Source organism: Streptomyces sp. NPDC014864 (assembly GCF_043081525.1).
In the GTDB taxonomy this organism is placed as follows: domain Bacteria; phylum Actinomycetota; class Actinomycetes; order Streptomycetales; family Streptomycetaceae; genus Streptomyces.
In genome coordinates, this window is record NZ_JBIBWT010000002.1 from 310,611 (window position 1) to 332,333 (window position 21,723).

Annotated in this window: 23 protein-coding genes and 2 pseudogenes; 8 read left to right on the forward strand and 17 right to left on the reverse strand. The window is 71.3% G+C overall.

Annotated elements, in window-relative coordinates:
* Nucleotides 1-320 precede the first annotated feature (320 nt).
* From ACF1A5_RS05325 to ACF1A5_RS05340, 4 genes are all read left to right on the forward strand, one after another.
* On the forward strand, nucleotides 321-659 hold the full coding sequence (locus tag ACF1A5_RS05325; protein WP_392191475.1) for a hypothetical protein: 339 nt from the start codon (nucleotides 321-323) through the stop codon (nucleotides 657-659).
* Nucleotides 660-760: 101 nt separating this feature from the next.
* Entirely contained in the window at nucleotides 761-1,126 is a 366-nt protein-coding gene (locus tag ACF1A5_RS05330) for a hypothetical protein (RefSeq protein ID WP_392191476.1), read from the forward strand.
* Between the two features lie 809 nt (nucleotides 1,127-1,935).
* Nucleotides 1,936-2,196, forward strand: coding sequence for a hypothetical protein (locus ACF1A5_RS05335; protein ID WP_392191477.1), 261 nt, complete (start codon nucleotides 1,936-1,938; stop codon nucleotides 2,194-2,196).
* 36 nt (nucleotides 2,197-2,232) lie between these two features.
* The gene (locus ACF1A5_RS05340) at nucleotides 2,233-2,886 is read left to right on the forward strand and encodes a hypothetical protein (protein ID WP_392191478.1); all 654 of its coding nucleotides are present in this window, start codon (nucleotides 2,233-2,235) and stop codon (nucleotides 2,884-2,886) included.
* A 42-nt stretch (nucleotides 2,887-2,928) separates the two neighbouring features.
* On the opposite strand, the gene ACF1A5_RS05345 is transcribed toward ACF1A5_RS05340, so the two are convergent.
* From ACF1A5_RS05345 to ACF1A5_RS05375, 7 genes are all read right to left on the reverse strand, one after another.
* Complete coding sequence (locus ACF1A5_RS05345) at nucleotides 2,929-4,752, reverse strand: GMC family oxidoreductase N-terminal domain-containing protein (protein ID WP_392191479.1); 1,824 nt, start codon at nucleotides 4,750-4,752, stop codon at nucleotides 2,929-2,931.
* Nucleotides 4,749-6,134 carry a hypothetical protein gene (locus tag ACF1A5_RS05350; RefSeq protein WP_392191480.1) on the reverse strand — a complete coding sequence of 462 codons (1,386 nt, stop codon included), beginning with the start codon at nucleotides 6,132-6,134 and terminating at the stop codon, nucleotides 4,749-4,751. Before ACF1A5_RS05350 ends, ACF1A5_RS05345 begins: the two co-directional genes overlap by 4 nt.
* Complete coding sequence (locus ACF1A5_RS05355; protein ID WP_392191481.1) at nucleotides 6,131-6,817, reverse strand: FadR/GntR family transcriptional regulator; 687 nt, start codon at nucleotides 6,815-6,817, stop codon at nucleotides 6,131-6,133. The genes ACF1A5_RS05350 and ACF1A5_RS05355 overlap by 4 nt, the downstream gene beginning before the upstream one ends.
* A 245-nt stretch (nucleotides 6,818-7,062) precedes the next feature.
* Nucleotides 7,063-7,323: a hypothetical protein gene (locus tag ACF1A5_RS05360; RefSeq protein ID WP_392191482.1), complete on the reverse strand. Its 261-nt coding sequence runs from the start codon at nucleotides 7,321-7,323 to the stop codon at nucleotides 7,063-7,065.
* A 169-nt stretch (nucleotides 7,324-7,492) separates the two neighbouring features.
* Nucleotides 7,493-7,891: a DUF6234 family protein gene (locus ACF1A5_RS05365; protein WP_392191483.1), complete on the reverse strand. Its 399-nt coding sequence runs from the start codon at nucleotides 7,889-7,891 to the stop codon at nucleotides 7,493-7,495.
* Between the two features lie 221 nt (nucleotides 7,892-8,112).
* Entirely contained in the window at nucleotides 8,113-8,946 is an 834-nt protein-coding gene (locus ACF1A5_RS05370; RefSeq protein ID WP_392191484.1) for a thioesterase family protein, read from the reverse strand.
* A 368-nt stretch (nucleotides 8,947-9,314) separates the two neighbouring features.
* Entirely contained in the window at nucleotides 9,315-10,724 is a 1,410-nt protein-coding gene (locus ACF1A5_RS05375) for a hypothetical protein (protein WP_392191485.1), read from the reverse strand.
* Between the two features lie 219 nt (nucleotides 10,725-10,943).
* Here ACF1A5_RS05375 and ACF1A5_RS05380 point away from each other — a divergent pair, with 219 nt between their 5' ends.
* The 3 genes from ACF1A5_RS05380 to ACF1A5_RS05390 all read left to right on the forward strand — a co-directional run bounded on the left by ACF1A5_RS05380 (nucleotide 10,944) and on the right by ACF1A5_RS05390 (nucleotide 14,084).
* Nucleotides 10,944-12,221 (forward strand): hypothetical protein, encoded by a 1,278-nt coding sequence (locus ACF1A5_RS05380; protein ID WP_392191486.1) that lies wholly within the window; start codon nucleotides 10,944-10,946, stop codon nucleotides 12,219-12,221.
* Nucleotides 12,222-12,821: 600 nt separating this feature from the next.
* On the forward strand, nucleotides 12,822-13,337 hold the full coding sequence (locus tag ACF1A5_RS05385; RefSeq protein WP_392191487.1) for a hypothetical protein: 516 nt from the start codon (nucleotides 12,822-12,824) through the stop codon (nucleotides 13,335-13,337).
* 123 nt (nucleotides 13,338-13,460) lie between these two features.
* Complete coding sequence (locus ACF1A5_RS05390; RefSeq protein WP_392191689.1) at nucleotides 13,461-14,084, forward strand: hypothetical protein; 624 nt, start codon at nucleotides 13,461-13,463, stop codon at nucleotides 14,082-14,084.
* A 95-nt stretch (nucleotides 14,085-14,179) separates the two neighbouring features.
* Here ACF1A5_RS05390 and ACF1A5_RS05395 read toward each other — a convergent pair.
* Nucleotides 14,180-14,338, reverse strand: a pseudogene (locus ACF1A5_RS05395) (LysR substrate-binding domain-containing protein); the annotation flags it as partial.
* Nucleotides 14,339-14,602: 264 nt separating this feature from the next.
* Between ACF1A5_RS05395 and ACF1A5_RS05400 the strand changes: the two are divergent.
* Nucleotides 14,603-15,058, forward strand: a complete 456-nt coding sequence (locus tag ACF1A5_RS05400; protein WP_392191488.1) for a hypothetical protein — start codon at nucleotides 14,603-14,605, stop codon at nucleotides 15,056-15,058.
* Between the two features lie 73 nt (nucleotides 15,059-15,131).
* Here the strand turns inward: ACF1A5_RS05400 and ACF1A5_RS05405 are convergent, their stop codons facing one another.
* From ACF1A5_RS05405 to ACF1A5_RS05445, 9 genes and pseudogenes are all read right to left on the reverse strand, one after another.
* Complete coding sequence (locus ACF1A5_RS05405; protein ID WP_392191489.1) at nucleotides 15,132-15,311, reverse strand: DUF6480 family protein; 180 nt, start codon at nucleotides 15,309-15,311, stop codon at nucleotides 15,132-15,134.
* Between the two features lie 278 nt (nucleotides 15,312-15,589).
* Nucleotides 15,590-15,928 (reverse strand): annotated as a pseudogene (locus ACF1A5_RS05410) (nucleotidyltransferase domain-containing protein); the annotation flags it as partial.
* 104 nt (nucleotides 15,929-16,032) lie between these two features.
* Nucleotides 16,033-16,866, reverse strand: a complete 834-nt coding sequence (locus ACF1A5_RS05415; protein WP_392191490.1) for an ABC transporter permease — start codon at nucleotides 16,864-16,866, stop codon at nucleotides 16,033-16,035.
* Complete coding sequence (locus ACF1A5_RS05420) at nucleotides 16,863-17,717, reverse strand: ABC transporter ATP-binding protein (protein ID WP_392191491.1); 855 nt, start codon at nucleotides 17,715-17,717, stop codon at nucleotides 16,863-16,865. Before ACF1A5_RS05420 ends, ACF1A5_RS05415 begins: the two co-directional genes overlap by 4 nt.
* A gap of 215 nt (nucleotides 17,718-17,932) precedes the next feature.
* The gene (locus ACF1A5_RS05425; RefSeq protein ID WP_392191492.1) at nucleotides 17,933-18,406 is read right to left on the reverse strand and encodes a DUF6233 domain-containing protein; all 474 of its coding nucleotides are present in this window, start codon (nucleotides 18,404-18,406) and stop codon (nucleotides 17,933-17,935) included.
* A 251-nt stretch (nucleotides 18,407-18,657) separates the two neighbouring features.
* A complete protein-coding gene (locus ACF1A5_RS05430) occupies nucleotides 18,658-19,986 on the reverse strand; it encodes an MFS transporter (RefSeq protein ID WP_392191493.1) in 1,329 nt (442 codons plus the stop codon).
* Entirely contained in the window at nucleotides 19,983-20,648 is a 666-nt protein-coding gene (locus tag ACF1A5_RS05435) for an ArsR/SmtB family transcription factor (RefSeq protein ID WP_392191494.1), read from the reverse strand. Before ACF1A5_RS05435 ends, ACF1A5_RS05430 begins: the two co-directional genes overlap by 4 nt.
* Before the next feature lie 127 nt (nucleotides 20,649-20,775).
* Nucleotides 20,776-21,222, reverse strand: coding sequence for a MarR family winged helix-turn-helix transcriptional regulator (locus ACF1A5_RS05440; RefSeq protein ID WP_392191495.1), 447 nt, complete (start codon nucleotides 21,220-21,222; stop codon nucleotides 20,776-20,778).
* A complete protein-coding gene (locus tag ACF1A5_RS05445) occupies nucleotides 21,219-21,701 on the reverse strand; it encodes a MarR family winged helix-turn-helix transcriptional regulator (RefSeq protein ID WP_392191496.1) in 483 nt (160 codons plus the stop codon). The genes ACF1A5_RS05440 and ACF1A5_RS05445 overlap by 4 nt, the downstream gene beginning before the upstream one ends.
* Between the last annotated feature and the right edge of the window lie 22 nt (nucleotides 21,702-21,723).

Consider the following 21,723-nt stretch of genomic DNA (forward strand, 5'->3'; position numbering starts at 1 on the left):
GTGCTGAACAATGGCGGGAACAAGTGAGATCGACATCGCCCGTACGGGGTAACCGGTCTCAAGTCCCTGTCATGAGGAAGGCCCACACTGATGCAGCCCATCCCCGGCCCGGCGGCTCCGGCCCCTGCCGTCCCCCCGACCGCGCGACGGCAGCAGGCCGAGGACATACGCGCATTCGCATGCACCGCCGCCGCTGTCATACCCGCCGCACGGGGCCGGTACGCGGCACCGCCAGGCCCCGAGCGCGGAGACCGGCCACCGCTGCCCGGCGCCGCCCGTCACGCCCGTATCCTGCGGACCGCACGCGGGGAGGCCTGACGATGCTCCTGCCCCACCGCGGCCGCTCCGGCGCCCCGCTCAGCCCCAAGGGCGCCGACCTCCTGCGCATCATCAACGACCCCGGCACCACGGTCTTCCTCACCGTGCACGCGGGCGGACGCCGCAGATACAGCTACTGGAAGCCGTTCGACGCCGCCACCGGCCAGGGAAGCTGCTACGTCGCCCTCCCCACCGCCGAGTGCGACGCCCTGCACTCCAGCGGACGGATCGCCCTGGGCGAGCCCGTGGTCGACCCCGCAAAGACGACCTACCGCGTCCGGCCGGTCCGTACTCCGTCCGCCTCCCAGCGCGCGGCCCAGCGGTGGTCCCGCGCCGCCTGAGCGGCATCTGACAGCGGGTCGGCCCGCCGCAGCCCGGGGGAGCGGCGCCGGTTTCGGAGCCGGCCGCGGCATCGCGGCGCCGCGGCACCCGCCGGGGTCAGTTGCCGACCCCCAGCCCACCGCCCGGTGAGCGACTGCCGCTGGGGGAGACGCTGACGCTGGCGGAGGGACTGGCGGACGGCCTCGCCGAGGCGGACGCCGTCTGCGAGGGCGAGGTGGGTCGGCTGCTGGACGGCCGTGGGGCCGGCCTGGTCTTGGCCGGGGGCGGCGCACTGGTGGAGGCGGCGGAGGGCGATCGGGAGGTCGGTGGCGCGCTGGGAGACACGGTGGGCAGAGGACGGCGGAACCCCTCACCACCACGGTCCTCGACAGCCTTTCGGGCCGGGTGCGTGGTCGCACGCCCGGTCGGGGTGGACGAGGTGGGCGAATCGGTGACGTCGAGCTGGGACTCCTCGGGAAGCGGCTGATCCGGGATCGTCGCCGCGCGTGGGGTCGTCGACTGGGGAAGCACCGACGCTGCGGCCACTCCGCCGAGGACGGTGAAGGCGGCCGCGGCAAGGGACCTGACGGCGTACCTCCTCATCCGCGGCGGACGGTTGTGCCGGCCTGTCGGCAGCTCCCGCGGGGGAGTTGGTGCCCCCGGGGCCTCGGTGCCGTCGACGTGGAAAGAGTCGGCCGGACCCGGCACTTCGTTGAAGTGGATCTCCGTTGTCGCGGTACCGACGGTCGCCGGAGCGACGTCACCCGGCTCGCCGGGCGGAGCCATCCGGGAGTCGTAGGCCCCGCACTCGGGGCAGGTCACGGCGCCGTTGAGCGTGCGGCTGCACGGGATGCAGTAGTCCATGACGCGACCGCTCAGTAGTCGAGCCGGCGGGGGCCGGCAGGCACCCGGGCGGGGCGGGAGCCGGCGAGGGGGACACGCCGCGTTGTTGCCGTCGGAGCAGTCTTAGCCATGTGCGAACCTCATTCACCGGTCTCGAGGTGGGTCACCGGTTACCGGGGTCAACGGAGCGGACGGAGCAGGTGCTCAGCGACCGGCCGAAAAGTGGCATACGCAACTCCTCGGCCGGGGCCCGCTCCCGACCAGGGCGCCGGACAGCTCCGTGCGCGCCCTCCCGGTCGCACGGCCACACCGACGGGCGGGCGGTGTGACAAGGCGACGTATTGCACCGTCCAGGTGATCCGCCCGGAGCACTGCAACCGCGGTCCGCGCGGTGGGCCTCTGTCCTCACCAAGACCGTCGCAAGCACGCACAGCGGTGAGAACGGAGCATGACATGCAGACACTGAGGCCGATCGCCGACCTGTCCTGGGACCGTGCCGCGGACGAGGACTTCCTGCTGCCGCCCCCGAACCCGGGCCAGCGCATCGCCTGCCACGTCCACCCCGAGGACATGCGACGCCTGGACCTGCACGCGACGCTGACCGCGGCCGGCATCGCCCCCTCGCCGGGCGACCGGGAGGCGATCGAACGCCTGAGCGCACTGCCGGACAGCGTGCACGAGGCCCTCCGCCGCTGGCTGCGCGCGGCAGGCTGAGCACCGGGCGAACTTCCCCGCAAGTGGAGGAAGTGTGTGGCCGTCGGTGGCGGGCTCTATGGTGCGGCCAGGGTCTTGGAGGAGGTTCCCGTGGGTTTTTCAGGCCACTTGGTCTTCGGTTGCAGTGAGCGGCCGCTGCTGCAGTCCCCCGTCTTCGACGCCATGCACCAGGAATCGAAGGACAGCGTGCACACGTCGTGGCCGCGTTCGGGCGGCTGGCAGACGCTTCGGTTGGACAACGGCCTGTGGGAAGAGGAGGACCTGGCCGCGCTGGTCGCATGGACTCGCGCACCCGCCTGCGTCGCCGACGTCTACGACAGCGGCGTCGCCCTGCTGACCGGGCGAGCACCTGATGGGCAGAAGTGGCAGGCATGCCTGAACATGGAGGCGGCCGCGTCGCTCTGGGCCGAGGAACCCGAAGACATGGAAGACGTGAGTGTGTGGGTGAGCACACCCGGGTTCCGCGAGTCGGTGGAACGCAAGCGTGCCGAACTCCTCGCAGGGGTGCCGGACTCCGCCCGAGGCGCCCGCGTCTGGGCCGCAGCGGCCGGCCGGGCAGGCACCGCCGAGCAGTCCACGATCGAGCAACTGTTGTGTTCCCACGAGACGTTCGTGGAGGACCTCTTCGATGCCCTGCTGGACGCGCTGGGCTTCCCGCCGGCTGCAAAGCCCGCCAACGAGTCCGAGTGACGGGCCTCTCAGGGGCGCCTGGGATCTTGAAAACCGTTCGTCTCAGGACAGGTTGGCCTCGATGATGGCGGAGGCCGTTGCCATGATGCTGAGTTGGGGGTTGACCTCCGGGCACGAGGGCAGGACGGAGGCGTCGGTGATCAGGACGCCGGTGACGCCGCGCAGGCGGCCGTGAGGGTCGACCGGTGCGCGGTCCGGGTCGGCGCCCGCGGCGGCCGTTCCGGTGGGGTGGAAGGCCGACAGGTGCAGCTGCCGTGGGGTGATGCCGGCGAGGATCGCGTCCAGTTCATCCGGTGTACGGGCGTACGGAGCGCCTGAGACGCCGGTGAGGACTTCCTGGGCACCGGCGGCGAAGAGGAGGCGTCCCATGGCGCCCAGGGCGATGTGCAGGCGCCGGCCGTCGGCCGGGTCCAGGGCGTAGCGGACCAGGGCGCGGTTCCGGCCGCTCACCCGGCCGGAGGGGCGGTCCGCGATCATGGCGCCCAGGACCGCCAGGTGGTCGGCGCCGTCGAGTTCCCGGCGCAGGCTGCGCCCGAGGCCGGGAAGGATGAAGCTGCTCATTCCGGGCGGGCTCGCGGTGGCCTCGATCAGGACGCCGCGCTCGTGGAGTTCCTCGACGCCGACGCTCTGCAGCACGCCGCGCCAGGAGGTCACGGGTTCGCTGAAGCGGCCCGCCAGGCTGGTCGCCGGATGCACGCTGAGGTTGCCGCCCAGCCGCGGGTGGGCTCCGAGGCCGGAACGGCGCAGCAGCGGCGGGGTCTCCAGGGCGCCCGCGGCGGTGACCACGAGCGGGGCGAGGATCTCGAACGCGCTGCCGTCGGCCCGCAGCACGTGAACCCCCGCCGCGCGGGGAACCCCGGGGCGGTCGTGGTCGACCAGGATGCGCCGCACCCGCGCGCCGGTGACGATGCGGGCGCCCGCGGCGCAGGCGTCGGGCAGTACGGACACCTGGACGCTCTGCTTGGCGCCGGTGGGGCAGCCGACCACGCACTGGCACGAACCCGCGCAGCCGGGCGCGTTGCGGCGCAGCGGGCCGGCCCGCCATCCGAGCCGCTCGGCGCCTGCCAGGGCGAGCAGCCCGTTGGTGCCGAGGACGTCCAGCGGCTGTGTCCGGACGCGCAGGAGTGACTCCGTCGCGTCGAGGTGTGCGTCGAGACCGTCGGCGAGGCCGAAACCGAAGCGGCTGCTCCAGCGGGCGAGGACGTGCGGGGGAGTGCGGTAGCAGGTCCCGGAGTTCACGACGGTGGTGCCGCCGACGGCGCGCCCCACGGGCAGGAGCAAGGGCGGGTTGCCGAGGGCGGCGGTCGCGCCGCCGTCCCGGTACAGGTCGGTGAAGCGCTCCAGGGGCGTACGGCGGTGGAAGGATGCCGTGGAATGGTGCTCGCCCTCTTCGAGGACCACGACGTCGGCCCCGGCGCGTGCCAGGACACGGGCGGCGATCGCGCCGCCCGCCCCCGAGCCGATCACGACGGCGTCGGCGGTGGACCGAGCGGGCGTCTCCCCGGCCGGCACACAGGTGAGGGGCGGGTCCAGGCGCGGAACGGGAGACGGTGCCGGTGCCGTCCGCTCGGTGGCCGCGGCGAGCAGGACCGGCACCTTGAGGAGGTCGAGCAGGGGAACCAGCCGGGGGCGGCCCGCCAGCGAGGTGAGGACCGCCTCACGGTCCTCGGGGCTCAGGGAGGCCAGCCGGCGGCCCGTGCGGAGGACGCCGTAGGCGTCGACGGCGGCGGCACCGGTGCGCACCGCGGCCCGTACCGGTCGCGGCAGCGCGGCCAGCAGCGTGTCGAGGCGGTGCGGCACGCGTGCGGCCCACGGGTCGTTGCCGGTGTCGGCGATCAGGGCGGACACGAATCCCTCGGCGGTCACCGGTCACCCACCTCGGCGTGCGCGGTGCCGTCCAGGGTCCAGGCCGCCTCGGTGCGCCAGCGGCCCCACCAGCGTTCCAGCACGACTTCGGCGTCGGCGCGCTCGCTGTTGCGGCACACCGCCGGGGCGCCGTCCGGATCGCGGTAGTCCAGGGCGAGGGTCCGGTCCGCGGGCTGGGTGACGGTGACGCGGACGCGCCGCAGGGCGGTGCGGCCGGTCACCGTCCACTCCGGCAGGCCGATCCGGGCCCGGAACCGCCCGATCCCCAGCAGCCCGGCCGCCGAGCGCTCCGGCCGCGACGGCCAGGTGCGGCCCCGGTGCTTGAGCCGCAGGAAGACCAGGGGCGGCAGACGGCGCAGCCCGGGCCTGGTGGACACGGCTGCGACGATCTCCAGCACGTCCCCGTCGCCGAGATCGGCGTGGAGCCAGGCCCAGCGACGTGCGTTCCCATGGCCGTAGATGCGGGCGGAGGCGCCCGGCGCGTCCCGCAGCGTGAGCGTGCGTTCTCCGTCGTGGAGTGTGCCGCTGTAGGCGGCGCGGGACGCCGGCAGCAGGTGCGTCGCCGGGAGGAGCGCGCGCCGCCACGACCAGTGCGGAAAGGTGAACAGCGGTGCGTCCAGAGGCTTCTCGGTCAGGTCCCAGCCGAAGTCATCCGCGTTGCCGCTCAGTTGTCCGCCCGCCGCAGTGACACCGGCGGCGCTGAACCCCTCTTGGGGGCGGGGCCAGGGGGCGGGCCCGAAGCGGGCGTGACGCACCTTTCCCTCCCGCGGGAAGGTGGCGACCCAGCCGTGGGCCGTGGGTGGGGATCCGTCGGTGGGCACGGTGAGTTCGTGGTGCAGCCAGACTCCGGTGCCGGTGGCCGGGTCGGTGACCGTGGTGTACCAGACCTCGGTGCGGCCGGGCCGGCCGTCCCACCGGGGCGCGGTGTAGCGGGAGGCCTCCTCCCGCTCGGGGAAGCGGAAACTGAGCAGGAAGGGGAGCAGTCCGGTGGCGGCCGGGAAGCGGAGGGTTCCTGTGCCGATGGGTGCTCCGTCCTCGTAGAGGGTGACCGGCAGAACCGTCATCGATTTCACCGGGTGACGAGCCGTCACCGACTTCCACCCGTCCAGGGTGAGCGTGCGGCGGTCGGCGGTGGTGAAGGACAACTGGTAGCGGATACGGCGGCGGGCGAGCGGTGAGATCTGCATGGCGCCCCGCGTGCCCGGGTCGTCGGCGAGCCCGGTGATGCGCAGCCGGCCGCTCAGCCGGGCCGTGGTGGTGCGGTGCGGACGCAGCACCTCGTCGGCCTCCGCGCGCAGGTCCAGACGGATGCGCCGGTGGTGGTCGTCGCCGTCGAGACGGATCGTGCCCAGCAGCGTCTCCGCGAACGAGGTGCCCCTCACGACAGCCCCTCCAGCATGATCTGCTCGGTCTCCCGCAGGTAGGTGTCGGCGGACGTCCTCGCCCTGGCGGTGTCCGCCGCCGCCACTGCCTCGACCACGGGAGCGAGCCGCCGGTGAGCGGCGCCCGCGTCGGTGAAGGGCCCGCGCAGCGCGGCCCGTACGGGGAGGTAGGCGTTGAACAGGGTGTTGGTCAGCAGCACGTAGACGCGGTTGCCGGTGGCGCGGGCGAGTGCGCGGTGCACCTCGACGTCGGCCAGCTGTACGGCGTCGGGGCTCTCCGCGTCCCGCACCGCGTCGAGCAGCGCCCGCAACTCCCTGCGCCGTCCGTCCGTGGCCCGCTCGGCGGCGCGCTCGGCGATCAGGACGCCGACGCTGCGGCGCACCTCGAACACCTCATGGATCCACCGGGCGTCGTGACGCACCAGCATGGGCAGCAGATCCGCGCCACCGAGACGGGCGAAGTCCCTTACCCGGGTGCCGACACCGTGCCGGGTCTCCAGCAGCCCGGCCTGCATCAGACGACCGAAGGCGTGCTTGAGGGTGGTGCGCGTGACGCCGTACCCGTCGGCGAGCTGACGCTCGGGAGGCAGATAACTCCCCGGCGGGCGGCTGCCGTTCAGGATGTCCTCGCGCAGCCGGTTCTCCAGGACGTCCACGATCGTCTCGCGGGGCAACGCCTCCACGATCCCTCCTCAGGGCGGCACAGTGACTGAGTGGCTCAGCCACTGAACCAGCGCGCGCGGGGACCGTCAACCCCTACGGCTGCACCTCCCACCCCCTATGCATTCATTAACGCCGTTGGGACCGATGGTTGCGAAGAGTCAGGCTCGGGCGGCTGCCGTCTTCGAACGGAGTGTCTCCGGCTCGATGGTGCTCGGAGGGCCGTCTGCTGGCGCTTGTCCCTGCCTGATGCTGCTGATCCCGTGCCTCAGGGGTGGAAGGTCGCGACGGAGCCGACAATGAAGACAAGCAGCAGCGCCATTCCGGCCAGGAGCCCGAGGGCCGCGGAACTCTCAGACCGCTCCCTGTGCTCGCGGTCCTCTTCGACGTTCTCCCTTTGCTGAATGCGGGCGGATAGCTCCATCGCGGTTGGATCGTCGGCCACTTCTCTAATACCGCGCCTCATCAGGCGCCGAAGGTCTCGATCGGTGATCTTCCATGGCGGGGTGGGGGCGGATTCCTCTGCCATGACGCACCTCGTGGTTGGCGACTCTGCGACATTTTCGCATAGAGATTGACTCCCAACCCGGACCTTGAACGGTCGAATTGGACTGCATCGTTCTGCTCCGTCTGGTGGACTGCGCAGGATTGTCCCGCCGGCGGGCGTCGGAGTGCATGTCGTCGACTGCGAAGCTCTCTCAGCAGTTGGGCCCATAGCGGATGCATCCGGGTGGCGGGGTGTGGCTGTGGTCCCACTCGTGCTGCGCGGCCGTCAGCGATCCGCCTGCCAGGAGGGCCACCAGCAGGTGTGCGGTCACCGTCCAGCGGGCTCGGAAGATCGCCGCGAGAACTGCCAGGACGAGTACGGCGATCAGCAGCATCCGTACCCGCCCGATGTGCGCGAGGCCGGCCGTGTCGATCCGTGCATGGTCGCCTTGCGCCGCCCATACCTCCAGGCCGTAGCCGTATATCCAGTCCAGCACGAGCCACGCGGTCTCCAACAGGAACAGCGGGATCGCGAGGGCGAGGTCCACGCCCGGGCGTGTTCGGTGCGACCAGGGGCGCCGGCGTTCCGGGGCTGGGAGGGTATCGGTCATGGGTGCAGGATGCCGCGGCGGGTGGTGATCCGCATGAGTACCCGTACCCAACTCTGGTGCGGTGGAGCGGCAAGGTGATGGGTGGCTGGGACGCCGCCGGCCGTCTCTCTGGCCAGCCGAAACCGCCGCGACCTCACCCAGCTCATGCCTCTGTTCAATCGCGGACGGTGCGATGGCGACTTGAATCGCACGTGGCGGAGCCTGGCCGGCCCCACTCTCTCCTACGGCTGCCGGCGGACGGTGAGAATCTGTTCGGCCTGGCCGATGGGGCCGTGGATGTCGTGCAGGACGCTACTGGTGAGCCCCTGCCCCGACGGACCGAAGGTGACGGTGGTGTCCAGCCCCGTCCAGGGCCCCTGCGGCTGGCGGTGCAGGTGGATCGTCAGGTCGACGTTGGGGAACATCCACTCGGTGGGATCCTGCTGCACCGCGATGCCGTTGGCGGTGTCCACGAGGCCGATGTAGGAGGCGAGAGGGCTGCTGGGCTCGCCGGCGACGAGCTCGAGGGGCGACGAGATCCAGGCCGTCGCGCGGCCCCTGCGGGCCGGCGGCAGCCGCCGGACGTCGATCGACGAGATGTAGCCGCCGTCCCACGCGCCGCTCATCGCCCAGGGCGTGAGGGCCTCGGGATCGGGAAGCCGCTCGTGCGGGCTGTCGGCCACGGCAGAAGTGTCGTAGGAGGCGAGCAGCCACGCCCGGGCACGCACGACCGTCCGCCCATCGATGACCACGGCGGCTTCGAGGAGTTCTATGGTCCGGCCGGGCCGCACCGTCTCCACGATGATCTCGCACTCGTCCAGGGCGATGCGCCCGAGGATGTCGTAGCTGATCCTGGCCAGGTTCAGGTTCCGTGCGGGCTGCTCGGCGAGGTGGCGGTCGACGGCGTGGACGACGAGGCCGGCGAGTGGACTGAAGTGCTGCTCGTCGGCGTTCCAGGCGCCCCCCGCATGGGCCGTGGGCTTGTAGCGGCGCTCGGCCGTGCGCTCGTAGTAGCTCTCACGGGCGCCGGTGCCGGTGGTCACGGGATCCTTCTCCTCTGGCGAGAACAGGGGCATGCGGAACAGGCGGCTCCATATCCCGATGCTGATGATCGTAGGACGCGCCCTCCGCCTCGTCACCGTGAGCCATCGCACAACAGGACAAGGCGGGCGATCCGGTGCCGCTCACACCGCGCGTTCGATCCTGCGGAGGCTTGGAGGGCCGCCCATTCAGCCGGTGCGGCGCAGAACGGCCCGGCTGCCCCAGCCCGCCTCGGACTCCGTCGCCCGCCAGGTGCCGGGCAGAGCGCCCGCGACGGTGGCCGCGGGAAGGTACAGGGGTCCGTCGGAGCCGAGCCGGTTGATCCACAGCAGTACTCCGCCGGGGGCCAGCCCGGCAGTCCGTCAGCCCGCCAGACCGGCCCCTGATCCCCCCAGGCCGGACGTCACGAAGAAGGGAGCGAGCGCCCTACGGTCAGCTCAGCCCGGCTCCGAAGCCGTTCGTCGGCGTCCCCGAGCAGCCGTCGCGCCGCCCGTAGCCTTGCGGCCCCGCCACGCGCGTCCAGCAGCCGGTACGCCGAGACGCGCACCCACCGGGGCCGTTCCGTGCCGAGCCGCTCCATCAGCCAGTGCTCCGGCAGCAGTTCGGCCGAGGGCAGCAGGGCGAGGGTCGCCTCGCCCACCACCCCGGGCGCCGGGTCGTCGAGCAGTAGACGCATGCGCGCCACGTCCGTCGCATCCAGCGTCCGCAGCCCGGCCACCGCCTGCGCCCGCACCCGTGCAGCCGGATGGTCCAGCAGCGGCCACAGCAGGGCGGCGTCTGCGCGCTCCCCGCACTCCGCCAGCCCCATAGCGGCACCGGGCGGAAGCGCGTCGTCCGTCGGGTCGGCGCACCGCTCCCGGTACCAGGCGAGCGGATCACCACCGAGTTGGCGTACGACATACCGGGCACAGGCCCGTACCAGCCCCGATCGGTCCGTCAGGAAGCCGACGGCCCGCTCCGTCCGCCCCAGCCCCCGCAGCGCCGTGACCCCGGCCGACCGGGCGCGGGCACTGCGGGCGCCGACGAGGAGCCCGACGACGTCGTCGACATCGCCGTCCTCCACGTTCCCCTTCGCCAGAGCGGTCAGCGCGGCCTCGGCGCACAGACTCTGGACCACGGCATCCTCGTCGCGGGCGGCCGCACGTGCCAGCTCGGCAGGGGAGAGGAGCCCCTGTCCGGCGGCAAGGCGGTACGCGAAACGGCGTACGGCGCGGTCCGTGTCCGCGAGCAGCGGCGCGAACTGTTCCCTGGGCGCCCGGCACAGCACCTCGCTCACCAGGGCGACGGCGAAGTCGCCGCGGCTGCGCCGGCCGACGCGCAGCACCAGCGGGGTGAGCCGGACGGCGGTCTCCGCGTCCAGCGCCCGCGACAGGTGACCGCGGGCCGGCTCCCGCACCGGCTCCGCCCAGTCCGCGCACCGCACGACCACCAGCGGCAACAGCTCCCGATGCCCGACGGCCTGCCGCAGAGCCCGCTGCCGGACCCGGCCGTCCCGATGGCACAGGGCGAGCGCGAGCTGGGACTCGGTCAGCCCTCCCCCGCCCCGCAGAGCAGCCCCGAACCGAGCCCCACCCCGCAGAGCAGCGGTGAACCGTCCCGCACCCCGCAGAGCAGCGGTCAGCCGGGCCCCTTCCTCCGTCGTCTCCCAGGGCGGGAGGCCGTAAGGCGCCGGCAAGTACCACGGATCCGCACGCACGCCTTCGTCCAGCGCCAACCAGGCGCCCGGATCACCGACGTCGACGACCTCCCGCAACGCCGCGCCACGGGCCAACTGCCCGGCGGCCACTGCTCCGCCCTTGACGTCCTCGTTCACTGCCCGACCTTCCCGCGACCCGCCGTTCCGAGTGATCGTATGGCCACAGCCGCCGCTCGGGCCCCCGGATTACGGCCCGCGGCCTCGCGGCCGGCAGCGCGGCGGAAGGACCCTCACTCTCTGTGATCGGCCCGGGCCCACACGCGGGCCGGCCGGCCGGACGGTCTTTGCGCGAGCGGGGTTGTGTCACTTGATCAACTTCCTTTACCTTCCCTCCCCATGACCATGTCACGGAGAACGGTCCTCAAGGGCCTGGCCGCCGCACCCTTCGTCGCGGCAGCGGGAAGCGTGCTGTCACCCACCGTCGCCGAGGCGGCCACCATCGACGCGAGCCAGTTCACGCTCGCCGCCCGATCCGGGAACAAGTACGGCGAGTTCGCCGCTCTGACCGCCGGCCTGGCAGCCAGGCTGACCACGGTGGACGCCACGACCGTGATCGCCGACACCAACCGCAGCGCCACCCACCTCACCAGCGCCCCCAGCACCGTCGAGGCGTTCGCCACCGGCTTCGCCTGGGACAGCGACGACCAGGCGGTCGACTACTGGATCCCGCAGGGCGTCACCACCAGCGCCGACGCCTACGGCAACGGGGTCTACCCGTCGGGCGGCACCAACAAAGTCGTGCTCGCCTCCTGGTACTTCGAGACCGACCCCGACGGCGACGGCGTCGACGAGTACACGCTCGACAAGGGCCTGCGGCTGACGTTCGTCGACTACAACACCGCCTCCACACCGACGTACCGCCACGTCCTCCTGGTCGAGCCGGTCACCACCGCCACCGGGGAATACTCCTTCAACCCCATCCGCAAGCACGCCGGCGGCATCATGTGGTACGGCAACCTGCTCTACGTCGTCGACACGTACAAGGGGCTGAGGGTGTTCGACCTGAACACCCTCTTCACGGTCGACACCGCCCAGAAGGACGTGTGCGGCCTGCACACCGACGGGTTGTACTACGGCTACGGGTACCAGTACGTCCTGCCGCAGAGCTACGCCTACGACAACGCGGGGACGTACCTGCGCTACACCGCCATCGGGCTCGACCGCGCCAGCACCCCCGACAGCCTGGTGGTGAGCGAGTACTCCCTGTCGGGCACCGTCGACTACACGGACGGCACCTTCAACGGCACCGGCCCCGGCACGACCACCCCCAAGGTCGTCCGCTGGAACCTCGACTACACCGACCGGCAGGTGGGCTCGCTCACCGCCTCCGAAGCCGTGACCATCGCCCAGCAGAAGATCCAGGGCGTCGTGTCCCGCAACAGCAAGCACTACCTCTCGACGAGCGCCGGCCCGTCCACCAAGGGGTCGCTGCGCACCTTCACCTCCGGCGACTCGACCGCGACCACCGTCTGCGACCTCGCCATCGGCTGCGAGGACCTCAGCTACCACAGCAGCGGCGCGTCCGGCTGGGCCTACAGCGAGTCCGTGATCTGGAACGCCAGCGAGTACGTCAACAAGCGGTACGTCTACGCCGTCCACGCCGACGGGACGTGATCGCTTCGCCCTCAGTCCCTGTTCGGTGACGGGCGGCGTGACGGACCGAACCGGACGGGCCCCGGGGCCTGTTCGTGGGTTCCGATCACGCAGTGCCGCGCCGCGTACCCCCTGTTGCCGGTCGACAGGGCGACCGGGAGCCAGTCCCGGTACGTGCGGGCGCCGGAGCAGCAGCGGTAAACCGGGCCGGTGACGTAGCGGCCGCAGTTGGTGGTCCGATGCCAGCGCCAGGGGCCGTCGGGCCCTCGATGGTCTCCTGGACGTCGTTGTCGCCCGGCTTCAGATGGACGTTGATGTAGCCGGGGTGGCGGCCTCCCGTCCGCGGCACGGCGTACCAGGCATGGGATGCCGCGTGCCGGGCGGCCCCGGCCGGGCCGTGCGCGGCGGCCTGTGCGGCAGGGGCGCCGGCGCGGCCGCCACCACGGGCCCCGCTCTGACCAGCGGAGACCCGCGCCGCGGTGAGACCTTCGCGGGACAGGTCGGGGCAGTGGGCTCAAAGGCCCGGGCAGTGGTAGGACTGAGGCCCCCGTACAGCGTCGCGATGCCGGCCCGGTCCGCCATGCGATCCCCTGTCCGGCCGCGAGGCTGTACGGCTCTCTGATGCGTATGACCGAGGAGGCGGGCGTGTTCGACGAGGCCGGCGAGGATGAGCTCCTGCTTGCGGCGATGATGCAACTCGGCGCGCGGGGTGGCGCGATGGGGGGCGCCGCCGGAGGGACGATCACCGGACACCGCGGGCTGGGCAGAGCGGGAGCGCGCGGCGGTGCGCGCGGAGCCGCGCGGGGCTTCAAGTGGACGAAGAAGGACGTCAGCACCACTCGCATACCGCTGCCTGGAACGGTCGAGGCCGTTTCCTCGCTGCTCCACGGCATCCTGACCGGAGCGGGGAGCCTGACAGGAACACAGGCGCGCGACGACGGGGGCGTCACCATGCGGGCGATCGTCGGCGTGGGGCTCGGCGGCATGAACCCCGCCGTCGTGACGGCCGTTGTGGCCGCGGCCCCCGACGGCACGGCGGTGCTGGAACTCCGCGCCGCGGGCCGCGAAGGGCTGATCAAACAACACCCTGCCGACAAGGCCCTTGCGAAGATCACTGCGCAACTGGGTGCCGCTTGACCCTCTGAGTCCTCTTCACCGTCAATCACCGCTCAGACAAACGGAGTCGGCGTGCCCGAAGCTGTTGCGCACGGGAGGCGGCGTGCTTCCGGCCGCCGACAACGCCGGCACGCTGTTGCGTTGGTGGGCGCCCTGGGCGGAGGCACCGCACTGGCCCTCGCGGCCGTCGCCGTCGGCCCCACCACGACGACCGTCGTCCCGGGCGCCATCGGCCTGCGGGACGACTACAACGGTGACGGATACCCCGACCTTGCGATCGGCGTGCCGCAGACCACGTCCGCCGCAGTACCGAACGCCGACGGCGTGCGGGTCGTGTACGGCCCGGCCGGACGTCCAGCCGCCCCGGGCCTGCAGGTGCTGGATGCCTCGAAGGAGTACACCGAGTCGCCCGTGCAGGGGTACGGCAGTGTCCTGCGCAGCGGCGATCTCGACGCCGACGGGTATGCCGACCTGCTGTCGTTCGTCCGCTGGGCGCCGGTCGACGGCGAGCCGGGCCACAACGTCACCGTCAACTGGGGCGGACCCAAGGGCCTGTCCACGCGGTGCACGCTCCTGCTGCGCCTGCCCGAGGCGACATGGACGACCGGCTTCACCGTCCGGTACGTGGACGGTGACGAGTACCTGGACGTGGTGACGTGGGGCAGCGAGGACGGACTTCCTCGCGAGGCGGGTTCCGTCCGGCACGGGCCCTTCACCCGAGACGGCCTGGCGTCGAGCGTGGACCAGGATCCACAGCCGGAGCACTGAGCGGCTGCTTCAGAGTGCGCTGCCTGCTGTGTCACCTGTTTCTGCAGAGCGCGCACCGGCGTGCGGAGTTGGGGGTGGTCGCGGCGGCGGATCGTGGCGATGCCGATGTGCCGGGTCGGAGCCGGCGGCTTGATGGGGACGGTGCGTAGATCCGGTACCTCCGGGGGCAGCGCGATGGAGGGGACCAGTGAGATGCCCATGCCCGCGGCGACGAGCGAGCGCGCGAAGAAGTAGTCGGTCGTGGTGCCGCGCACCTCGGGCGTGCCAGACGGTGCGCGGCGGGCAGGACGACGTGGAGGGGGTCATCCATGAGCGCTGTTCTTGACTTCGGCCTTCGGGCTTCGCCGGGCGATTCTGCGGCAGGTCCGGGGTCTTGCCGCAAGACAGTGCGCTATACGGTGTAAATGGAATGGCGCGGATGACGCCCTTTCCATTTTTTTGGCCGTTCGCCGTGGACAGACAAGCCTCTTTACGACACAGTCCTCAACCATGATCAGGCGCGTGGGGGAGGCTGCGCGGTGAGGGAGAGAGACGAGCGGGCCCCGCGGTGGCGCAGGCGTACCGCGCTCGCGGTGTCGGCCGCTGCGCTCCTCGCCGGGTCTGCGTGGCGCCTCATCGACGTGTATGAGACCGAGCCCCGACTGGCCGTCGTCTCCGCCCGGTCCTCCGTGGTCGGGACCTGGAAGATCCAGGACGGCCATACGGGGCACGTTGAACTGGCCGCCGACGGCCGGTTCTCGGCAGTGGGGCTGCCCGTCGACACGTCGTCGGACGGGTACACCGGCGCCGGAAAGTGGTCGCTCGACGACCGTGGCGGGTCGGTGCTCCTCACCCCGGATCAGGCTCGGTCGGGTGGTGTGAGTCCTGACCTGGCAGTCGTCCGCGCCGACGGCCGCCTGCGGTTGTGTGTCACCTCCGGCTCGCCAGGAGTCCTGTGCGACTTCCTGCTGCAGCCTGCCGCGGCACGCCAGTGACCGGACGCGGAGAGGTGCCGTCCTGGTCGGCCTTGCGGCAGGCCAGGGCGTCGGCGTCGCGCCCGTCGCCCTTTTACAGGCTGACGATGCGCAGCAGGAAGTAAGCCGCGACGACTACTGACCCGAGGACGATCAGGCCGAGCCAGAAGTAGGGGTGCTCCCAGATACCGCCGTCCGGCCGTTCTTGATGGGCTTCCGCCGTGCAGCCCTCCCCGGGAGGGGTCTCACCGGGCCGACGCAGTGGTTCGGTCATGTCGTATCCCACTTCCGTGCTGGGGTGACCGTTCAGCCGTCTGTCGCCGGGCTGAGACGGCCGGCTGGTGGGTCACCATCCATTCTGTCGCTTTTAATCCCTTTTCGCCTGTTTTTATTCTGCTGGATGCGGCGTCCGAAGCGGAACCCCGTTGCTCCCGTCGTTCGCTGCTCGTCCGCAAGGTGGGGGGACCGCTCGGTGTGACGAGCGGGCCGTGTTCACGGCAGTGGTGTACGCGCTGACCAGCGGCTGTGCCTGTGTTGCGGGCGCGCCGCGCCTCAGCCGGTCAGCCGGACGTGCACCACGAAGTCGTGCAGGGCGTCGTACGCGGTGGGCGTCCCAGGCAGAGCTGAGGAGGCCTGCGCCTCGTCGAGCACGGCATGCAGCCGCTGCACGTCGGCCGCCACGCGCGTGTGGTCGACGACGGCCGTGCCGTGCTCGTGTTCCGCCTTGGCGGCCACCGGCGCGGGCAGATAGCCAGCCGCGTCCAACTCGCCGATGAGGGAGGGCAGGTGAGCCTGCACCTCGCCGCTGTGCATCAGGTGGATGCCGGTGAGCACACGTTTCATCGACACGTCGCCGGTCTCTACAGGCGACTTGGTTTGACCAGTCGCGTCGAGGGGCCCCTCTTGCGGCATGGGACCCGGTCGCCTGACAGGTGCTCGAGTGGGCCGTGCGGCCTGCGCCGACGCGCAGACCGCCGGGCGTCATCGACGTTCGTTCAGTACGCGGTCCTTGCCAGACGCTTGGTCTCGCGCTCGGACATCCGGCTGCCGGACTCCCGTCGGGTCATCCGCTGCAGCAGGGCCGGGGCCAGGACGAATCCGGCCGTGGTCCATGCGGCGAGGACCGCGAGGACGGTCAGGTGCTGCCAGTCTCCGGCGAGCTCCTGAGCCTCGGCGCTGTCGGGCAGGAGCGCTGAACGTACGCCCTGCGCGATCCACCGCAAGGGGAAGGCCGAAGCGAGATGCTGCACCCATGCCGGCTGGTTCCGCAGCGGGGAGAACGCTCCGGAGACGAACATCAGCGCCATGACGGGCATCATGTACAGGCCCAGAGCCTCCCTGGCTGCGGGCAGCAGCGCGCCGATGGCCGCGCCGACGGGCACGACCGCGGCGATGCCGAGAGTGATGACCCAGGCCAGGGTCAGCCACCTGGCGGGTGAGCTGGGCAGGCTTGCCCCAAGGACGAGGCTTCCTCCCGCAAGCAGCAGGGCGACCGCGATGAGGATGTTGACCAGGACGAACACGGTCTTGGCGGTGAGGTAGGCGGGCATCGCGCCGGGGATGCCGCGAAGCCGCAGCAGGGTGCCGTCCTCGCGGTCGCCGAAGAGGAATTGCGGAACGGTGATGAGCCCGAACATGAAGATCGTCGCTCCCACGCCGCCGGCGAGCATCAGCTGGGTGGTTTCCGGGGTGCCGCCGTCGGAGCGCCAGGACGCCACGCCGAGGAAGATCACGGGGGTGGCCAGGTAGGTGTACAGGTCCTTGCGGTTGCGCAGCACCTGGCGCAGTTCGAGCGCACCGCGGGCGAGTCCGAGTCGGAGGGGGCTCACGACGCCTCCTTGAGGGGAGCGGCGCAGGCGGGTTCGGCGAGTTCGGTGGCGACCATGTCGAGGTAGGTGTCTTCCAGAGTGGGGCGGCGTATCTCCAGATCGGGGATCGGGCCGCCGTAGTGCTGGTGGAGTTCCCAGGCGGTCCGGGAGGGGTCCGCTGTCATCACGCGTTGTGGGGTGCCGGTGGGGTCGGTCCAGCGGACTTCGGAGCGGGCCTGGGCGGCGTCGGCGAGTTCGCGCAGGCTGCCGCAGGCGGTGAGCCGGCCGTGCTGGAGAATGCCGATCCGGTCGGCGAGTTGCTGGGCTTCGGCCATGTCGTGGGTGGTCAGGACGATGGTCATGCCGCGCTCGTCTCGCAGCGTGCGCAGCAGGATGTGGAAGTCACGGCGGGCTTCGGGGTCGAAGCCGGTGGTCGGTTCGTCGAGGAACAGCAGTTCCGGGCGGCCGATGATGCCGAGCGCCACGTCGAGCCTGCGCCGCTGACCCCCCGACAGCTTCGCCATCTGCTGGTCGGCCTGCTGCGCGAGCCCGACAGTGCTCAGCAGTTCCGCCGGGTCCAAGGGATCGGGGTAGTACCGGGCCAAGTGGTGCAGCAATTCGGCGACACGCCAGCGGCCGTGGTCGCGGCTGGACTGCAGCACGATGCCGATCCTGGCCCGCCACGCCGCGTCGCCGGCCTCCGGGTCCTGGCCGAGGACCGTCACCTGCCCCGCGGAGCGCCGGCGGTAGCCCTCGAGGATCTCGATGGTGGTGCTCTTGCCCGCGCCGTTGGGCCCCAGGAGGCCGAAGAGCTCTCCACGATGAATGCGCAGGTCGAGACCGTCGACCACATCGCGCTGTCCGTAGCGCATGCGCAGCCCGCTGGTTTCGATGACGGCGTCCGGCGTTGTGCCGCGAGCCGGCGGTCGTGCCGGCGCCGTCTCCCCAAGCCGCCGGTCCTCTTGGTGCAACGGGTGTGGATGTGGCACGTTTCATTCCCCCTGAGGTGGCCCGTCGGTGTCTGGGCGCGGGCCGGTCGGTCGTTGATGGACTGGGTGTCGCGCGGTGGCCTGGTCAGGGACACCGATCACCTGCCGCCTACGGTAGTACCAGCCGCGAGGCCCCCACTTTCCGCCTGGCACTGGCCTGCATGTTGGCTTGATCTTCGTACCGTGCCGGGCCGGCAGTGTTCACACGCGTCAACGCCTTCGGCGAGAGCTCGCAGTGCGACGTCCCGCGGCACGCCCTTCCAGCGTTCGCCTGCCATGTGGCAGCCGCCGACGTGGACGGCGACGGGGAGGTTGTTGCGGCTGAGGCCGGGTTCGAGGACCCAGACGGGCGGCCGGGCTTGCTCGCCGCGGCGGAGGAGAACTACCGCGAGCTGCGCAAGCCACTCGACCCGCAGGCCTTCGTCGACGAGCTGCGCGAGCAGATGACCACCGAACTGGGCCTGCTGAACGACCGGATGCCGAAGATGGGATGGCTGGACATCGGCGAGCGGAAGTCCGGGGCGACCCGGCCGACCCCGGCCGAGGCCCAGCCCGAGCCGAAGAATCTGCACAGGATCAAGGGCGAGGTACAGCGCCGGTGGGGCGTCGTGCCACTCATCGACATGCTCAAGGAGGCCGTCCTGCGCACGAGCTGGACGCGGTCACCTCGGTCTCCGGCGGCGGCTCCCTCTCGGCGGAGGTCACATCCTCGGCGAACCAGAATGGGCCATGAGCGTCCGTGAAGCGTGGGCGAGGTCAGAAGGAGCGGTGGGAGGGAGAAGGAAGCCAGATGGTCCACCTCCCTCCCGTAAACGTCATGTCACTACATTCGCACTGCCTTGTGGACGCCTTCCTTGGAATGCGGCTTCACGACGCCCCGCCCACGCGTACGGTCTATCTCGCGCCATTCCGGCCGCAGTCCAGCCAGATTCGTGGTGAGGAAGTACGCGACACCGCAGGTGAGCAGCACCGGCACGAGTCCGGCAGCGGTCACCGCCGCCCCGGCGAGCAGCCCGCCGAGAGGGATACCGGCCCAGGCCAGTGAGTCACCGAGCGCGTTGACCCGGCCCAGCATCCGGCGCGGCACCCGCTCGACGAGGACGGCCCCCAGCACTGGGTTGACGAAGCCGGCACCGAACCCACTGAGGGCGAAGACGGCCAGTACCACCCCCAACGGGGCATCGAAGGCGAGGATCAGGAACCTCGGTGCCCCGGCCAGCAGGAACCCAGTGAAAACCACCATCTGCCGCCGCAGCCGGTGCGCCAGCACCGCGGCGATCAGGCTCCCGCCGACCGCCGCGGCCCCCATCATGCTGCCCATCAGGCCGATCGCGGTCGGCCCGTTGCCGGACTCCCTGGCCCAGACGGGTACGAGCACCGAGGTGATCGCCGCGTCCAGCAGGTTGGTGATGGCGAGCATGACGATGAAGGTGAGCAGCAGCGGATCGCTGCGCAGGAAGGTGAAGCCCTCGCCGAACCGCCGCCAGTAGCCCGGTCCCGTCTCCCCGGCCGGCGTGGGGGCTTCCTCGGCCGCGTGCCCCGTGCCGCGAGGCAGTGCGAGTTTGATGATCACCGATCCGAGGGCGAAGCAGCCCGCGTTGACGGCGAGCCCCGTCAGGGGACCGAGCAGCGCCACCAGGGATCCGCCGACCGCCAGGCCGACGGTGGAGGCGAGCCGCTCGATCACACCGGCCAGACCGGTCGCCCGCTCCAGCGGCACCCGGCCGCGCTCGGCCGCCTCCGGGACCATCACCTCCTTGGCCAGGTCGCCCGGGCCCCGGGCCGCGCCGATCAGAGCGACCAGAACCAGCAGAAGGGGAAAGGACAGCAGGTCCAAGGCGTGGAGCAGGGGAACCGCGGCGGCGGCGGTCGCGCTGGCCAGATCGGTCGTCCAGGAAACGGCCCGCGGGCCGATCCGGTCCACCAGCGGGCCGGTGAACGCCTTGACCACCACGTAGGGAGTCATCTCCCAGAAGGCGACCAGTCCGGTCTGGGTGGCGCTGCCGGTGGTGACGAGGACGAACCAGGGCAGTGCGACAACGGAGATCCGCGTGCCGGTCAGCGACACGGCCATGGCCGCCAGCACCCCGCCCAGCGGCCGTAAGGACCTCTTGCCCGGTATGCCGCCGGCCCCCGAGGCGTCGTCGGTCATGACGTCGAGCTTCCTTCCTCTTCCTGAGGACCGGAAGGGAGCGACGGCGCGGCAGGCGCATCCAGTTCGGGCAGGATCTGCGTGATCACGGCGACCCGTTCGGCTCCCTCGGGGGCACTTGCCGCCGTCTCCGGCGCGTCTCGCCGGTAGCGCGCGATGACTTCCGCCAACTCCCGGTACAGGGCGGCGGCTTCCTCGGGCGTGAGCCGCAGGGCCCAGTCGCTCATGTCGAAGGTGTTCCGCCATGCGCGGGGCATCGTCTGAAGCCCGTTCAGGGTCTGCTGCGTGCGCAGGGTGTAGATGGCGGCGACGGACTGCTGGTAGGCCAGCGCGGCCTCGGGCTCCCGCTCGGCCAGCTCCGGATCGTTGAACCAGGTAGTCCGGTGCACCGAACGCCACCAGCGCTCTCGCGCGTTGCCGCGTTTGGTGTCCTCCTCGACGAAACCGGCCGCGCCGAGCTGCCGGAGGTGGTAGCTGGCCGTACCGGAATTCACCCCCAGCCGCTCCGCGAGGCGGGTGGCCGTCGACGGGCCGTACTTCCGCAGCAGCCCGACCAACTGCACACGCACCGGATGCGCCAGGGCACGTAGCCCCTTGGCATCCAGGACAACCGAGTCCTCTTCAACGCTCGGGCCATCCGGCCTCTCCACTGCATCAGCCATGCGACACACCGTAGTCCGCAAAGAGTTCTTCGCAAAGAACTCTTTGCGGTTTACCTCGACGCGCGACCGTGTCGGCGAGTACGCGGATATCCTTCGTATGCAAGGAGGTTGGGAAGCAGGCAGACGCTCAGACGTCGGCCAACTCGGTGTTCGCGCGCTCCGTGATCAATGCCAGCACGCGGCCCGCGACTGCCAGGTCCTCGGCCGGAATGCCGGCGTAGAGGCGGGCGGAGATTTCGGCCGTCTCCGCGGTGGTGCTCTCGTACAGCTTCCGTCCGGCGGCCGTGAGCCGTATCCGGGACGCCACTGCCGGGTCCTCTTCCAGCAGCTTCAGGGCTGTCAGCTCCTCGATCACGCCGCGCACGACCGACTCGTCAATCTTCAGTGCGCCGCTGACGTCGCCCACCAGCTCGTCCCGGACGGTGGACTCGCCCGCGACCACGACGGCACGGAGCGTCACACTCTGGTGGAACGTGGCGCCGTGGCGGACCAGTACGCCCTCCAGGAGGGCACGCGCGGCGTAGTGCGCCAGGGCTATGACCCGGCCGTTGACGGGGGGTGCGGCGGTGGTCATGTCTGCTCCTTGTTCGTCGCGATGTGCGGGTCAAGAGGCGCATCGAGGAGGGTCGCCAGCTCGCGGATGAACTGCCCTGTGCGCGGGCTGTCCTGTCCCCCCAGCGGCTCCAGCCACTGGTCCAGCAGGCTCTGGACCACCGTGATCGCACGGTGCGTGACGTCGCGTCCTTGACCGGTGAGCGACAGCTGCATGGCGCGCGGGTCGTTCGGATCCCGGGTGCGGGTGACGAGTCCGGCGGCCTCCAGAGCGCGGGCGAGCTTGGAGACGTACAACGGTTCGAGCCCGGTGTGATCGGCGAGCCCGCGCTGGCTGGGTCGCAGCCCGGAGCGCGACATGCCGTACAGCGATGCCATCAACGCGTACTGGGCATGGGTCAGGCCCAGCGGCCCGACCGCCCGGTCGACGGCTACCCGCCACTTCATCGACAAGCGCCAGACCAGAAACCCCGCCGTCGCACTCTCCGCCGCTGAACCCACAGCAATAACTATACATGGCTAT

What these genes read in the sequence shown, in the direction of transcription:
- ACF1A5_RS05325 (WP_392191475.1), top strand. Translation starts at nt 321, where the DNA reads ATGCTCCTGCCCCACCGCGGCCGCTCCGGCGCCCCGCTCAGCCCCAAG.
- ACF1A5_RS05335 (WP_392191477.1), top strand. Translation starts at nt 1,936, where the DNA reads ATGCAGACACTGAGGCCGATCGCCGACCTGTCCTGGGACCGTGCCGCG.
- ACF1A5_RS05360 (WP_392191482.1), bottom strand. Translation starts at nt 7,323, where the DNA reads ATGGCAGAGGAATCCGCCCCCACCCCGCCATGGAAGATCACCGATCGA.
- ACF1A5_RS05365 (WP_392191483.1), bottom strand. Translation starts at nt 7,891, where the DNA reads ATGACCGATACCCTCCCAGCCCCGGAACGCCGGCGCCCCTGGTCGCAC.
- ACF1A5_RS05370 (WP_392191484.1), bottom strand. Translation starts at nt 8,946, where the DNA reads ATGCCCCTGTTCTCGCCAGAGGAGAAGGATCCCGTGACCACCGGCACC.
- ACF1A5_RS05380 (WP_392191486.1), top strand. Translation starts at nt 10,944, where the DNA reads ATGACCATGTCACGGAGAACGGTCCTCAAGGGCCTGGCCGCCGCACCC.
- ACF1A5_RS05385 (WP_392191487.1), top strand. Translation starts at nt 12,822, where the DNA reads ATGCGTATGACCGAGGAGGCGGGCGTGTTCGACGAGGCCGGCGAGGAT.
- ACF1A5_RS05405 (WP_392191489.1), bottom strand. Translation starts at nt 15,311, where the DNA reads ATGACCGAACCACTGCGTCGGCCCGGTGAGACCCCTCCCGGGGAGGGC.
- ACF1A5_RS05420 (WP_392191491.1), bottom strand. Translation starts at nt 17,717, where the DNA reads ATGCGCTACGGACAGCGCGATGTGGTCGACGGTCTCGACCTGCGCATT.
- ACF1A5_RS05430 (WP_392191493.1), bottom strand. Translation starts at nt 19,986, where the DNA reads ATGACCGACGACGCCTCGGGGGCCGGCGGCATACCGGGCAAGAGGTCC.
- ACF1A5_RS05435 (WP_392191494.1), bottom strand. Translation starts at nt 20,648, where the DNA reads ATGGCTGATGCAGTGGAGAGGCCGGATGGCCCGAGCGTTGAAGAGGAC.
- ACF1A5_RS05440 (WP_392191495.1), bottom strand. Translation starts at nt 21,222, where the DNA reads ATGACCACCGCCGCACCCCCCGTCAACGGCCGGGTCATAGCCCTGGCG.